The organism is Enterococcus sp. 12C11_DIV0727 (assembly GCF_002148425.2).
GTDB lineage: Bacteria > Bacillota > Bacilli > Lactobacillales > Enterococcaceae > Enterococcus_L > Enterococcus_L lemimoniae.
Genome location: NZ_CP147248.1, coordinates 3014443 through 3028306, shown reverse-complemented (window position 1 = coordinate 3028306; position 13864 = coordinate 3014443). Strand labels below are relative to the sequence as shown.

At 36.5% G+C, this 13864-nt stretch carries 14 protein-coding genes and 1 pseudogene; 1 reads left to right on the top strand and 14 read right to left on the bottom strand.

Annotated elements, in window-relative coordinates; all coding sequences use genetic code 11:
- Positions 1-42: 42 nt before the first annotated feature.
- The 14 genes and pseudogenes from A5866_RS14405 to A5866_RS14340 all read right to left on the bottom strand — a co-directional run bounded on the left by A5866_RS14405 (position 43) and on the right by A5866_RS14340 (position 12669).
- Complete coding sequence (locus tag A5866_RS14405; RefSeq protein WP_086445030.1) at positions 43-1431, bottom strand: amino acid permease; 1389 nt, start codon at positions 1429-1431, stop codon at positions 43-45.
- A gap of 81 nt (positions 1432-1512) precedes the next feature.
- Entirely contained in the window at positions 1513-2376 is an 864-nt protein-coding gene (locus tag A5866_RS14400; protein WP_086445031.1) for a GRP family sugar transporter, read from the bottom strand.
- A 269-nt stretch (positions 2377-2645) separates the two neighbouring features.
- Complete coding sequence (sapS, locus tag A5866_RS14395; protein ID WP_086445032.1) at positions 2646-3671, bottom strand: two-component system sensor histidine kinase SapS; 1026 nt, start codon at positions 3669-3671, stop codon at positions 2646-2648.
- A gap of 14 nt (positions 3672-3685) precedes the next feature.
- A complete protein-coding gene (gene sapR, locus A5866_RS14390; protein ID WP_086279881.1) occupies positions 3686-4360 on the bottom strand; it encodes a two-component system response regulator SapR in 675 nt (224 codons plus the stop codon).
- Between the two features lie 139 nt (positions 4361-4499).
- A complete protein-coding gene (locus A5866_RS14385) occupies positions 4500-4709 on the bottom strand; it encodes a hypothetical protein (protein ID WP_086279877.1) in 210 nt (69 codons plus the stop codon).
- A gap of 1017 nt (positions 4710-5726) precedes the next feature.
- Positions 5727-6215, bottom strand: a complete 489-nt coding sequence (locus A5866_RS14380; RefSeq protein ID WP_086445033.1) for a MepB family protein — start codon at positions 6213-6215, stop codon at positions 5727-5729.
- A 286-nt stretch (positions 6216-6501) separates the two neighbouring features.
- Positions 6502-6921 (bottom strand): PTS sugar transporter subunit IIA, encoded by a 420-nt coding sequence (locus tag A5866_RS14375; RefSeq protein WP_086445034.1) that lies wholly within the window; start codon positions 6919-6921, stop codon positions 6502-6504.
- Between the two features lie 53 nt (positions 6922-6974).
- Positions 6975-7874, bottom strand: a complete 900-nt coding sequence (gene murQ / locus A5866_RS14370; protein ID WP_086445035.1) for an N-acetylmuramic acid 6-phosphate etherase — start codon at positions 7872-7874, stop codon at positions 6975-6977.
- 9 nt (positions 7875-7883) lie between these two features.
- Positions 7884-8735 (bottom strand): MurR/RpiR family transcriptional regulator, encoded by an 852-nt coding sequence (locus A5866_RS14365; protein WP_086445036.1) that lies wholly within the window; start codon positions 8733-8735, stop codon positions 7884-7886.
- Positions 8736-8755: 20 nt separating this feature from the next.
- Positions 8756-9232 (bottom strand): annotated as a pseudogene (locus A5866_RS14360) (PTS system mannose/fructose/N-acetylgalactosamine-transporter subunit IIB).
- Between the two features lie 16 nt (positions 9233-9248).
- Positions 9249-10064, bottom strand: a complete 816-nt coding sequence (locus A5866_RS14355) for a PTS system mannose/fructose/sorbose family transporter subunit IID (protein WP_086445037.1) — start codon at positions 10062-10064, stop codon at positions 9249-9251.
- On the bottom strand, positions 10057-10863 hold the full coding sequence (locus A5866_RS14350) for a PTS mannose/fructose/sorbose/N-acetylgalactosamine transporter subunit IIC (RefSeq protein WP_086445038.1): 807 nt from the start codon (positions 10861-10863) through the stop codon (positions 10057-10059). The genes A5866_RS14355 and A5866_RS14350 overlap by 8 nt, the downstream gene beginning before the upstream one ends.
- Before the next feature lie 444 nt (positions 10864-11307).
- Complete coding sequence (locus A5866_RS14345) at positions 11308-11664, bottom strand: DUF7006 family protein (protein WP_086445039.1); 357 nt, start codon at positions 11662-11664, stop codon at positions 11308-11310.
- A 186-nt stretch (positions 11665-11850) separates the two neighbouring features.
- Entirely contained in the window at positions 11851-12669 is an 819-nt protein-coding gene (locus A5866_RS14340) for a LysR family transcriptional regulator (RefSeq protein ID WP_086445040.1), read from the bottom strand.
- Between the two features lie 110 nt (positions 12670-12779).
- Between A5866_RS14340 and A5866_RS14335 the strand changes: the two genes are divergently transcribed.
- Positions 12780-13826, top strand: coding sequence for a YeiH family protein (locus A5866_RS14335; protein WP_086279852.1), 1047 nt, complete (start codon positions 12780-12782; stop codon positions 13824-13826).
- The last annotated feature ends 38 nt before the right edge of the window (positions 13827-13864 follow it).

The following is a 13864-nucleotide window of genomic DNA, read 5'->3' as shown; positions in this document are numbered from 1 at the left end:
CTCAAAAAAATCAGTAACCACTACGATCACTGATTTCTACTCTTAATTATTCGCCTTATTTTCATTACTATGTTTATAACCATAACCAAAATAAATCAAAAAACCTAAGACTAATGCTACCGCAAAAGCTTTCCACGTCGCTGCTTGCAACTGTAACATCAAGCCAATACTAACAACGACGAGTAAAATTGGGACAAACGGAACAAATGGAATTTTAAATTCCCCTGGTTTGGGATCGCCAGCGACTTTTCTTAAGCGAATAATTCCGATTGCCATCACGATCAAGTACATCAATGTCACAATATTCGTCAACTCCGCTAATAACTCCATCGGTACTAATCCAGCAAAGATCATTGTACATACACCTGCAACATAAGTAGCATTTTTCGGTGTCCGATTTTTTTTATCGATTTTACTCATAAATTTGGGTAGTAAACCATCTTTACTGATCGCATAAATAATTCTAGCTAAACTATACATCATCGAAATCGTCACAGTTAAAAGGGTTAAAATTGCGCCAACAGAAATGACACCAGCTACGCCATCACGTTGAACAAAACGCATTGCAAACGCGACTGGATCTTTCACACCAAGTGCATCAAATGGAACGATCCCAGTTAAAATCAAGGTCACGATCACATACAAAACAGTTGCAATAATAATCGACCCAATAATTCCTTTTGGGATGTCTTTTTGCGGATTTTTTACTTCTTCTGCGGTCATACTTACAGCATCAAAACCTAAAAAGGCAAAAAAGACTACTGCCGCACCACTAACCACACCTGAAAAACCAAAAGGTATAAAGGGTTGCCAATTATCTGGTTTCACATAAAAAATACCAACAACTAAGAACAACGCAATGATTCCAAACTTCACAAATACCATCATATTATTCAAACGCAAAGCGGTTTTAGCTTCCAATGATACCCAAAACATCACTACAAAAAGCACCAAAACAGCAATGATATCAATATATGTTCCTTTGGCTGGGTTGTACGCTCCACTCAAAGCTTTCGGTAAATCAACCCCAAGACTGTTCAAAAATCCATGAACATAACCAGACCATCCTGAAGCAACAGACGAAACCGCTAAGAAGAATTCACAAATCACTAGCCAGCCTGTCATCCAAGCAACTAATTCTCCAAAAACGACATACATATAGGCATAAGGACCGCCAATTGCCGGAATCCTTGAAGCAAACTCGGTATAACATAACCCTGCTAAAACGATGGCTCCTGCTGCAACTAAAAACGAAAGTGACAACGCAGGACCTGCATATTGTTCAGCTGCAACACCTGTTACAACAAAGATCCCTGTCCCGACAATTGCACCGATCCCTAGCAAAATCAAATCCATTGTTTTTAAATCCTTTTTCATTGCACTTGGCTCACTTGAAACAGCTGTCAGCTCTTTTTTCCGAAACATCGACATTTCTTTTCCTCCAGTAAATCAATCCATTTTCTAGTATAATCATTGCAAATTTTTTCATAAAAAGAAGCGTAAATATGACATTTACGCTTTCATATACCCTAAAAGGATACCACCTAAAATGACGAATAGGCAACCAATTATGACATATCTCATTTCTTTTTTAGACTTGGTTTCACCTAAAATATAAATACCGCCTAATGTAGAGATAATGATCCCCATTTGAGATAAAGAGAAACTGATTGCTAAACCAAGTTGTCGCATCGTTAACAACATACAGATATTCCCTAACCCCCACAATAGACCACAGCTCATATTACGCCAAACATACCGATCCAACTTAACCTTTTTAAAAGCAAAGAAACTGGCTCCAATCAACATACCGATACTTTGAGGTAAAATAATCCCCATCGGATCAAGCCCAGCTGCATTGATAATAATCGTATACGCGCCATAGCCAACTGTTGAAAAGATCAGTGCTCGTAATCCTTTGTTAAAATCCAACATCGAATTTGTTGTTTTTACACCACTATCATCATCTTGGCGAGCTGTTAGATATACGCCTAATACTAATAAACCAAGAGCAATAAAGCCTAAAATATAATCTCGACTGCCTTTCCATTCGTGAAAAAAGACTGCTCCAGCAATCGTATTCACGATCAGCTGCATCCCCGTTGAAACAGGTAAACCTACTGATACACCTAAATATTTCATTCCATGGAATTGCTGATTTTGCCCCACACTCCAGAATAAACCAGATAAAATACCAATTACAACCATTTGAATAGTGATCACAGGTTGAACAATGAAAAAGATGATCGTCGAAAAGAATAAGGCCCCAATCGTCATACCTAATGTTTGCTGATTCGCACTACCACCGATTTTGCCGCTGACAAGACCAATGCTACCCCAAGCAAACATCGGGATCAACGCTACTAATATCTCCATAATAAGCTCCTATCAAAAGTTTGATGTGTTAAGTCTAACAATAAAAGCGTTTGCTATACAACTATACGAGAGCAAAAAGTTTACTAAAATTCCTCTCATTATTTGTTTTATGGAAAATAAAAGAATATTGACTTGAAGGAGCGTACTCTATTTAACAATAATGTATACAAAAACCTTTATAAATTCTATATTTTCTAATGGAAGAAGAACAAGCAAAAATAAAAAAGCTCACGTTGAGAAACAATGATTCCATTTCTCAACGTAGCTATCTATCTTCTTTCATTGAAATAACTTAAAAACGGAAACAACAATTTCATAGTCGTGCCGTCTCCTTCAACTGACTCCATTGTCAATTGATGGCCTAACTTATCCGCCAGGCTTTTAGCTAAATACAACCCTAAACCAGTGGAATGCTGTTCACTAGTCCGACCATTTTCTCCTGTAAAGCCCTTATCGAAAATCCTGTGCTGATCTTCTTTAGGAATCCCGATCCCAGTATCCTTCAAGGATAGCCAAGCCCCTTCTTTGGTTCTGGAAATAATGACCGTGATCTTACCGCCTGCTGGAGTATATTTGATGGCATTACTAACAAGTTGTTTAAAAATAAAGGCCACCCATTTTGCATCTGTCAGCACCATTTGATCGTCACCTTCAATAGAAAACTGTAAACTCTTTTGAATAAAATAATTCCCTTGTGTCCGAATCACCGACTGAACAATTTCCTTCAACGAATATTCTTGGATCAAATAATCTCTAGAAAAACTATCCAATCGTGCATAATAAAGAACTTGCTCCACATATTCATCGATTTTACTTAACTCATTTTCGACTAAATAATATTTCTTTTCTGGAATATCATCTTCGATCGATTGCAAAACTAAATTGACAGCCGCTAGCGGTACTTTGATTTCATGAACCCAAGAGTCGATATAATCTTTTTGATCCTGTTGATTGTTGATTGCCTGCTGCATAACTTGCTGGTGCTCCACCAACAAACCGTTAATATAGTCTTGAGCCAATTTTTCTTCTGATTTTGATGCTTCACCTAGATAATGTTGCAAAGATGGCGGATGTTCTGAAATATCTAAAGAACGCCACCAACTTTTTTTTAATGAATAATCGATTGTTAAAAATAAAAGTAAAAACAACCCTTGTAATAAGACCAAATACCCAATAATCGATGGATTCACGACCATATCTGGAGAAAGCCATAAAATAAAACAAGTCACCCCAATAAAAAATAACCAGCCGATCAATAACAACCAATGATCTTTTAAATACTTACTAATTGTCATTTTATGCTCCTATTCTATGGTACGATATATCCTTGTCCCACTTTTGTTTCAATATATCCTTCAAGACCTGCCTGTTCAATTTTTTTTCTTAAGCGATTGATGTTGACGGTCAATGTATTGTCATCCACAAAGCGTTCGTCTTCCCATAAAGCCCGCAATAGTTTTTCTCGTGTTAAAATCTTGCCATGTTTCTTGATCAAAATATAGAGTAAACGGTATTCATTTTTACTTAAATCAATCACTTCACCATTGATTTCCATACTGCCGTTATCAACATTTAGGGTAATACCATTATGTGACATGATCTCACTGCCGACTTCGGAGTAATTATATGAGCGACGTAAAAGTGCATTGATTTTCGCAATCAGCACATCGATTTGAAATGGCTTTGTGACAAAATCATCCGCCCCCATATTCATCGCCATAATCATATCCATATTGGTACTTCGGCTGGAAATAAAAATAATCGGAATTTTGGAAATTTCACGGATTTTCTGGCACCAATAATAACCATCAAATACTGGGAGATTGATATCCAACAATACCAATTGCGGATCTTCTCTTTGAAAATCTTCTAACACATGATTAAAATCTGTCGTTCCGAATGTATCAAACTGCCATTTTTGCAACTCTTCGCTGATTAGCTCACGAATCGTTGTCTCATCTTCTATGATCATGATCTTTGCCATTTGCTGACCCTCCTGTTGTTTCTTTCTATTGTACCTTATCAGAAAATCTGCGTCATTCATATAGGACTTTTAGCCGAATTTTTGATAAAAAAATGAATGAAGGGAAACTAATTTTAGCTTTCCTTCATCCTTCTAGCACTTACTCCAAAACCGCAACGCCGCTATCCGATATCGCTTTACCAATAAACAAAAAGACCCCATCTAAAAGTAAAATCGTCATATTTACACCAAAAAAGATCGATAATTTTTCGATTCCTTGGATTTTTTCTTTCGTCCTAAGAATCAGAGATAAGATAAAGTTACTGCCGTATGTGAAAACCGTCAGCACTAAAACAAGTTCTATTAACATTGTTTTTGCTCCCCACAGCTTCATTATATTTTTGGATGCACTTACATTTTACGCTAACTAATGCTTTTTTTAAAGTAAAGAATGTCTACAGTATTTGATTAATTGGTCAGCTACAAAAAGTGTCTGGATAAACAGTGGGAGCAAACGGTCCTCCACGCTTCAAGGATCGGAGTGAAACGAGAACCGTAAATGCAGAAGCAATCCCTAAAAATGATAGTCTCTTGTATCATCCTTACGTCTCTTTTACTTTATAAATTAATGTCATTATCCCACTGATTTTGTTCAGCACTCATTAAGTCATTAGTTACGCCACATTTACTTTAGTTTTTGGTAGATATATTTTCCAGACCTATTCACAACAATTTAGCGATTCACGTAACTTTTTTCAAACCCTTTATTGACCCTAAAAGGGTTTTCCTATAAAATGGGGATAGATAGAAATGAATAAGATAAAAAAAAGCACTTCATGATTTAGCTACCAACTAAATCATGAAGCCCTGAACAGTCAGTGAACACCTGACCAATCAAGTTGCTTGAGCCAATATTTATACATTGACATCTTCCATTTTACTCAATTTTGACTGAAATTTCTAGAGGTTTATACTAGTTTTTTCTGACTTGAAGGTGTTTATGCTTATTTATTGAACTTACAATGGCGTTGGATGTGTGTCCGACGCCATTTTTTTGTGTATTCGTTTCTATCTAAAAGAACACTTGCTTACTTTTTAAATATTAACATATAATTGTCAACCAACCATTGACTATATTAAACGCTGATCCCAACCAGCTTTTACCCATTCTCCTGGATGATTTATTAAGTAAGCAGTGATTCTTTACCTAATAGTCAGTTACTACTCCCAAGTATTCTTTAAGGAAACACAATAATCAACATCAACGTAATCTTTTTCGATACTTCCTTTATACGAAGATGATTGTTTGTATTTTCTTTACTGATGACTATTAAAGCAAGAAATAAGCTTTGTTGCTTGTTTCTTGTTTTTTGTTTTTTTGTCTACGTCAGTCAAAATAAAGCTGTTGCAATAACATCACATCACATGTGTCGGTTAAATCAATAAAATAAGGACTTTGCCACTGCTGGGTTTTGCTAGCTGTTTTATTCAACCCTATGACCCAATCCGGATAAAGGCGCAAAGCCATCTTTCCTTTGATTGATCCGGTTGTCAAAATGTGTTGTTCAGCTAAAATTGCCTTGGGAAATATAAACTGCCCGACTTTCTCTTGATCGAAGATTGTGATGATTAATTTTTCTGGTGCAGAAACACTCTCATAGGGCTGATTTTTATTTGCCCTATCTTTTTCCCAAAAAGCAACAAAATAGCCTAATTTTTTAGGCGTTATTTTAGCTGTTCTACTTCTGAATGTTTGTTGACCGATTGAAAAGGTTAGGCCTTGGTAGTCTTTATTTTGTTCCTCAACTTTGAGATTTTCTAAAGGTAGATCACTAATTTGGTCTACTATTTTTAGTAAATAATTCAATGATTCCATTATTGCACTCCTTTCCAAGAAATTTTATTGTATCATGTAGATTCAAAGAAAATAAAGGATTCCTGCAAATAATATTTTTAAGTCATTGAAAAAGTGACTGAGACATAACCCTTCGAGTTACAGCCCAGCCACATGGAATTAGAGTAAACAGTGAAATCAGAATCTATCACCACACTTCATTTCGATTACATTGTCAAAAATCACCATGAATGGATGTGTGGATTTAGAGTAGTACCTACTTGGTGAAGGCTTCAGAAATAAGAAGATTCTGTCCCAACCTCAAATTTCATTCTTCATATTCTTCTTCATCATCTAGTTCAGGAAGCTCGATTTTCTCCACGGCATTTTTACCTATATCAGATAAATAATCGACCAATTCATCGATTTCCTCAATTGGTGAGACTGCAGCTTCTATCACCATCGCTAAGTTTAAACCAGATAAAACACGTAGATTTGGTCGAGCGTTCATTTGCATCAGCGCTACATTGCACGGCGTTCCACCTTTTAGATCAGCTATTATCAACACTGGATCATTGCCTAACGGTTCAAGCAGCTTTATCAATTTATCTGTTGTACCAGACATGCCATCGACTTCCGTCATAGAAACAACCGTTGCTTCTATTAAATCACCAACGATCATTTTGGCTGATTGTACGGTTTCAGCTGCCATTTTACCGTGGCTCATTAAAATTAATTTTGGTTTCATTCTTGTTCCTCCACTTAAGTATCCTTCTTAGTTCTTGCCCTCTATTTTAGCCATTAGCCTATCTCACTAAGAACATCAGAAATACGCCGATTATGTTGATTCAATAGCGCTTGTGCATCAGCTAATCCAATTTGCCCTTGAATCATTACAATAGCTTCTGCTACGTGATTATGTGCCAAACTCAAATATTCCTGTGCAGTCGTTTGCTCAACACCTGTTGCTTCATGAATAATCTGGATCGAACGCTGAATCAATTTTTCATTTGTTGGTTGAACATTGACCATCAGATTCTGATAAACATTTCCTACTTTGATCATAATCCCTGTTGAAAACATATTTAAAACCATTTTTTGGGCTGTTCCTGCTTTCATACGAGTTGAACCTGTGATTACTTCTGGTCCGACCACAGGAGCAATACCAATTGCCGCCAATCGATTCATTTCACTTGCTTCATTACACGTAACAGCGATCGTCAAAGCGTCCACTTTTTCACCATATTCTAGCGCACCGATTGCATAAGGCGTTCTTCCACTAGCTGCAACTGCAATTATTACGTCTTTATCCGTTAAGTTACATTTTTTTAAATCTGCTTCTGCTAGTTCTTTTGAATCCTCGGCTCCTTCTACTGCGTGAAACATGGCTTCTTTTCCACCTGCAATCAATCCAAATGCTTTATCAGGTGACACGCTATATGTCGGTGTCAGCTCAATTGCATCTAACGTTCCTAAGCGGCCAGATGTTCCTGCACCGCAATAAATCAAACGCCCGCCATTTTGATAACGCTCAGCAGCTTGATCGATCGCTTGGGCTAGAACGGGCAAGACTTTTTCCACGGCTAATGCAATTTTTTGATCTTCCTGATTAATGATTTTTACCATTTCAAGTGTTGATAATTGATCGATATTTTTACTTGCAGCATTTCGTGACTCAGTGGTCAATTCATCCAACTTCATCCTACATCCCTACTTTTCTTTCAGTTTCTCTACCAATTTTCTTGTATCCGTCATATTTTTTTCAATTGTCGTATCTAAATCATCTTGGATTGAGCCTAAATATAAAACGTCTCCCACAGCCATTGTAGAAGCAATCGAAGCAATTGCGCCTACTCGTAGTAGATGTTCATTGGCTGGTACAAGTAATACTTCATCGCTTAACTTCATGATCCGTTCACTTTCATTTCTAGTAATGAAAATGATTTTTGTTTGATTTTTCTGGGCAATTTCACAAGCAATCAAGACTTCTTTGGACATGCCACTATACGAGATTGCAATCAAAACATCCTCTGGCTTAGAGTAATTTAAAAATTCAAATTGCATATGCACATCATAATTAAAAACTGCTTTTTTCCCAGCTCGATTAAATTTATGATATAAATCGTAAGCCGTTAAAGAAGACGAACCAATTCCAATCAAATAGACTGTCTCTGCTTGCTTGATTGCATCGATCGAACGCCTTAAGGACTGCTTATCAACTAACTCAAATAAATCTTCGATCGTTGCATTTAGTAAAGATTCTACTTTTGCACATAATGTATCGATTGAGTCATCCACGGCTACGATCGGATCAATTGTTTTTGGCGCATGTTCTGCACCTTGTTTTGTTGCAATCGACAGTTTTAGCTCTTCCCAACTATCAAACGTCAATGATTTAGAAAAACGAGTCACAGAAGCTGGAGAGGTGCCGCTATTGGATGCAATTTCATTTGCGGTCAAGGAAAGAACCAAGGTTGGATCTTTCAAGATATAATCAGCGATCTTTCGATTGACCTTAGAAAAGTTTTTGTATTTTTGTCTGATAATTTTGATTGCATCCATGCATATTCAGCTCCCATTGCTTATTTAATAAAGTTTAAAATTGTTTCATCAGATTCTGAAGGAATCATTTGTGCTGTGATTTTTATGCCCAATTCATCTAAACGTTTAATTGTTTGGACATCTGTTTCAGTAACAGCCACTGATTTTTTGATTGGTTTACTGTCATCTTTTTGTGAAATGTTCCCAACGTTAAAGGCTTTTAAGGGAACACCGCTATCGATCAAATCAGCCATATCTTGAATATCTTTTGTAATCAAAAAAACTTTTTCGTCATCATAATTACCAGCTAAAATTTTCTCAATTGCTTTTCGTTTAGAAAGGATCGATAATTTTACTCCAGCAGGTTTAGCCATCTTCAATGCCCCAATCTGCATTTGATCTTTGACCGCTAAGTCGTTGACTACCATAATTCTTTAAGCGCCTAACGTATTCGTCCAAACTGTTGCTACTTGACCATGGATCAAACGTTCATCTACACGTGCATGTTCAATTGTCATTCTTCATCATCCTTTTTTAAAATAGATTTCCGATCCAAGCAGTGATTCCTTGTAAATTACCTAAAACCATTCCAAGTAGAATCAATACAAAAATCAAACGCGTTGAATTCATTTTTTTCTTCCCCAACAGCCAATAAGACATCATAACGATCGACAGCGGAATCAAGGCTGGTAGAATTTTATCCAGCATCTCTTGAATGGATAAGGTCACCTCTTCCATTTTATAGGTCAACTCTAGTTTATAAGTTATGACCGAAGGAATCAATCCTCCAACTACTGTTAATCCAAGAATTGCAGCAGCTTGTGTTAATAGCTTCATTTTATCCGAAAATTCCGTGGCAATTTTTTTCCCTTGATTATAACCGATCCATGTAAATTTATAGCGCACCCATAAAACAGCTAAGCCTGCAATAATCGGGATTGCCAGACCAAAAGCTTGTCCTCCTTGAGCCATGTATGCGGCAATTGAAAAAACAATTGCTCGGTAGATTGCAGTAAACAGTGTATCACCTACACCCGCAAATGGTCCCATCAGTCCTGTTTTTAATCCTGTGATCGCCTGATCATCTTCAATCCCGATCTCCTCTAAAGCCATATCTGCCCCGATGATCAAATGCGACATAGCTGGTATTGTATTGAAAAAGCCCATCTGGGTTTTAAGCGCCTTTTTCATCTTCTCGGGATCATCCCCGTATAATCGTTTTAAGGCAGGCATGATCACATAAGAATACCCTAGACCTTGCATTTTTTCATAATTCCAGCCCCATTGTAAGCTAAATAAATTTCTCCGATAGACTTTATTGATGTCTTTTTTCGTTAGTTTGTTAGTCATCGATTTCTACCTCCTCATCGTCTTCATAGACAACTGTTCCAGCAGACGTTGCAGAACCTTTATTATTGTTTTGATTCATAACATAAATTGCTGCTAACGCTAAACCAACCAAGGCCACTCCTAAAACAGAGAAGAAGGCCGCACCATAAGCCAATAAGACAAAACCAATAATGAAATACGGCCAATAGGGTTTGATTGGTAAGTAACGCATCAAAATAGCGATCCCCATAGCTGGTAAAATGGCACCAGCAGCTTTCAGACCATTCATGACCCACACCGGAATCCATTCATTGATCACCGTTACAACTTGCTCACCAAAAGCTAACCCGATAAAGACTGGGATCACTCGTGATAATGTCCAAGGAAAAATCCCCAAAATATTACAACGTTCAACTCCTTTATAATTTCCTTCTTCCGCATATTTATCTGCTTTATGCTGGAAAAATGTATTGGTCATTCTACCGAGAATATCTAGTTGCGTTAATAATAAGCCAATAGGCACTGCAACTCCGATGCCATACTCAGCACCTTTTCCTGAAATAATCGCGTAGGCCGTCCCCATCACTGCACCAGACAGAAAATCCGGAACCGTTGCTCCGCCATAAGTTGCCACACCGAGCGTCATCAATTGCAATGTTGCCCCAATCATCAAACCAGTTTGAACATCCCCTAAAACCAACCCTGTAAACGTTGCAGCAAATAATGGCGTATATGGCCCAATTTGAATAGAGATCTGGTCTAAAACACCTACAGCTGTGTAAATACATAAAATAAGAATAATGCCGATAGAAATTTCCATTTTGATTCCTCCCTTAAATTGTAAGTGAAGCGGGCTCGTCCAGATCCGACAGGAAAATAGGAAATTTTAACTGAGATGCTTTTTACCTCATTCCATTTTCATCTTTTTTCCGAGAGACTAGCCCGCGTAGCTAGATAACACACAGTAACAACGTTCCCCCTCGCTTCACCTTGTACTTTTCAACATCAGTTCACTTCATTCACTATATTTCAAAGCAAAAAAGAATGCGTTTTCTTTCTACAAACAAATCACACCATGATTGAAATCTAATTTCAATAATTAATTTTATTTTTCCAAAAAAGAAATATTATTTCTTTTTAAAAGACAAAAAAACACAACTAACCCCATTGGCTAGTCATGTTTTTCCAAAATAACCTCAATATTTTTTTTACACTTCACTTTAGTACGATTCATCGAACTCCTATGTAATAATAAATAGACCGTTTAGATAATTCTTTGAGAAATCGACCAAGTTTCATATTCCGGCATATCAAAAATGTACTTTTCTCTATGTGTTTTTTTGCATTCTTGTTCGATCAATTGAATCGTAGCATTTGCCGTATCCTCTGCCAAAGCATAGCCATTAAAGATATAAAAAATAATCAATGTGCATTTTTCATCGATTGCCATTAATTTTGGTAACGTTAACGCTAGTGTCTCAGCATTTATTTTCTCAACGAGTTGATTCGCTTCTTTAGATAGCTTGCAGTAATAGTCGATGTATTCTTGATCAACTTTTATTGTTTGATCTACAGTTGCAACATATTCTTCTAGCTGAATATTCCATAAAAATGTTTCCACAAGGTTCTCTCCTGGCCTAGATATACTCTATTATGTTTTTTACCGCGAAATACCTACACAAAATATACTGGTTATTTTCTGAATAAATAATCTCTTATTAAGATAGCACAAGGTACCCGTTTTGTTTCATTAAAATGACTATATTATGACACAAAAAAAGTATACTAGCTTTTTTCTATTTTTGAACTAATTTTCCTGATAGTATTGATGAATAAAACACTCGATTTCACGTAACTGACTAGATTCAATATGTTGTCTTTTAATAAAGTAAAAATTCCTCTTATATTCTTGCCCTAGTGAGCGCCAGTTCAAGTTTTTGGTCAACGCTCGTTTGGAAATAATTGACTGGCCGATCCCCTGCTCTAAACATCTAACAATCATTTCATTATTTTTGATGATCATTTTTTGAGGATTTAAGTTATGTGCCAAAAAGTAGCGATCAGTATAATGAAATACTCCAGAATTTTCCTCTCGAACTAGCCATAAATCTTTTGAAAAATCACCAGCATGCACTAATTCATCAGCCAAAATCTCTTGACGAATGATTAAATCGGTGATTAGAGGTTTTTCAATAAAACCAAAATGGGCTTGGTGCTTCTCTATTCCATCTAGTACACGCTCAGAATTATCCATATCCAAAATAAATGAGACTTCTGGAAAGCGCTGGATCAATTGATTGATCAATTCTGGTAGATAATAAACTGCAAATGTATTTGAAGCAATGATCCTACAAGTTTCTCTAGGATTTGTTTGCACTCGTAAGGCTTGCACAACGTCTTCCCAATCGTCAGACAAATTAAGCAAATGATTGTATAAAATATCCGCTTGTTTGGTCGTAATGATTTCTTGCCGACCATTTCGTACAAACAGCTGAATATCAAGCTCTTCTTCCAATAATTTGATTTGATTCGAAACAGCTGGTTGTGAAATAAATAAACGTTCTGCAGCTTTTGAAAAATTTTTTGTTTCATAAACAGCACGAAATGTTTTCAGTAATTTAAACATAGAGACCCTTTCCATTCATTTTCATTATAGATATTATTTTAACTATTTATTTCTCAAATGCAAATAATTTCGTTATACTAGATTTGTAGAGAGATAAACATGGAAAGAAGATGAATATTTTAGTGAAAAATAATAATGTTACAAGAACTTATCTAACAAAAACAATGGTCATTTTACCTGGATTGCTCACCGCTTTTGTGGTCGCCGTTATTAGCAAAATCATTGCGATTTGGCTACCGACTTTAGGTGCAGCAACGATTGCGATCTTGCTGGGTATCTTACTTGGAAATACTTTTTTAAAAAATCCAGTATTGGAAAAAGGGACGAAAATTGCTGAAGGCAAGCTATTAGAATTCTCAGTTGTTTTATTAGGTGCCACAGTGACGTTTCAGACCATCGCACAAATCGGGATCAAAGGAGGTATTTTTGTCCTTTTACAAATGGCTTTAACGATCATTGCTTCTTATTTTCTTGGTAAAAAAATGCAGTTTTCAGATAACATGTCCTTATTGATGGCTGGTGGAAATGCAGTTTGTGGTTCTTCAGCAATTGCATCGATTGCACCTGCGATTCATGCAAAAGAAGAAGAAAAAGGACAGATCATTACCCTAGTCAATTTACTAGGAACTATTTTAATGCTACTGTTACCAATTATCGGCTCCATTGTCTACGGGACTGACATTCTGACAAAAAGCGCGTTGATCGGTGGGATTCTACAATCAGTTGGACAAGTCGTTGCAAGTGCCAGTATGATCAACGGAGAAGTGGTAGAGCTTGCTATGTTGTTCAAAATCATGCGGATCATGATGCTTGTAGTCGTTGTTTACCTTTTTGGTCGATTTAAGCAGCAAAGATCACCGATTACTACAACTACAGAAATAGCACCTAAGAAAAAAAGCTCCGCCTTACCTTGGTATGTTGTGGGATTCGTACTATTTTGTGTGATCAATAGTTTGATTCATTTGCCTGTAGAATTAAGCCAAACAGCCCATTTCTTTAGCGGTTGGTTTGAAATCACAGCGTTAGCTGCAATTGGTCTACGTTTAGATTTTCAAAAATTCTTCAAAGAAGGAAAACGTTTTTTGATTTACGGTCTATCAGTTGGTGTTATTCAAGTGGTTTTAGCAATTGCACTGATCTTTTTATTAGGAATTTAAATAGTAAAAAGTCACTCGAAAAGCATTCGAGTGACTTT

Bases quoted from the DNA above. Each gene is read 5' to 3' on its own strand.
- A5866_RS14405 (WP_086445030.1), bottom strand. From the start codon at position 1,431: ATGTCGATGTTTCGGAAAAAAGAGCTGACAGCTGTTTCAAGTGAGCCA.
- A5866_RS14400 (WP_086445031.1), bottom strand. From the start codon at position 2,376: ATGGAGATATTAGTAGCGTTGATCCCGATGTTTGCTTGGGGTAGCATT.
- sapS (WP_086445032.1), bottom strand. From the start codon at position 3,671: ATGACAATTAGTAAGTATTTAAAAGATCATTGGTTGTTATTGATCGGC.
- sapR (WP_086279881.1), bottom strand. From the start codon at position 4,360: ATGGCAAAGATCATGATCATAGAAGATGAGACAACGATTCGTGAGCTA.
- A5866_RS14385 (WP_086279877.1), bottom strand. From the start codon at position 4,709: ATGTTAATAGAACTTGTTTTAGTGCTGACGGTTTTCACATACGGCAGT.
- A5866_RS14380 (WP_086445033.1), bottom strand. From the start codon at position 6,215: ATGGAATCATTGAATTATTTACTAAAAATAGTAGACCAAATTAGTGAT.
- A5866_RS14375 (WP_086445034.1), bottom strand. From the start codon at position 6,921: ATGAAACCAAAATTAATTTTAATGAGCCACGGTAAAATGGCAGCTGAA.
- murQ (WP_086445035.1), bottom strand. From the start codon at position 7,874: ATGAAGTTGGATGAATTGACCACTGAGTCACGAAATGCTGCAAGTAAA.
- A5866_RS14365 (WP_086445036.1), bottom strand. From the start codon at position 8,735: ATGGATGCAATCAAAATTATCAGACAAAAATACAAAAACTTTTCTAAG.
- A5866_RS14355 (WP_086445037.1), bottom strand. From the start codon at position 10,064: ATGACTAACAAACTAACGAAAAAAGACATCAATAAAGTCTATCGGAGA.
- A5866_RS14350 (WP_086445038.1), bottom strand. From the start codon at position 10,863: ATGGAAATTTCTATCGGCATTATTCTTATTTTATGTATTTACACAGCT.
- A5866_RS14340 (WP_086445040.1), bottom strand. From the start codon at position 12,669: ATGTTTAAATTACTGAAAACATTTCGTGCTGTTTATGAAACAAAAAAT.
- A5866_RS14335 (WP_086279852.1), top strand. From the start codon at position 12,780: ATGAATATTTTAGTGAAAAATAATAATGTTACAAGAACTTATCTAACA.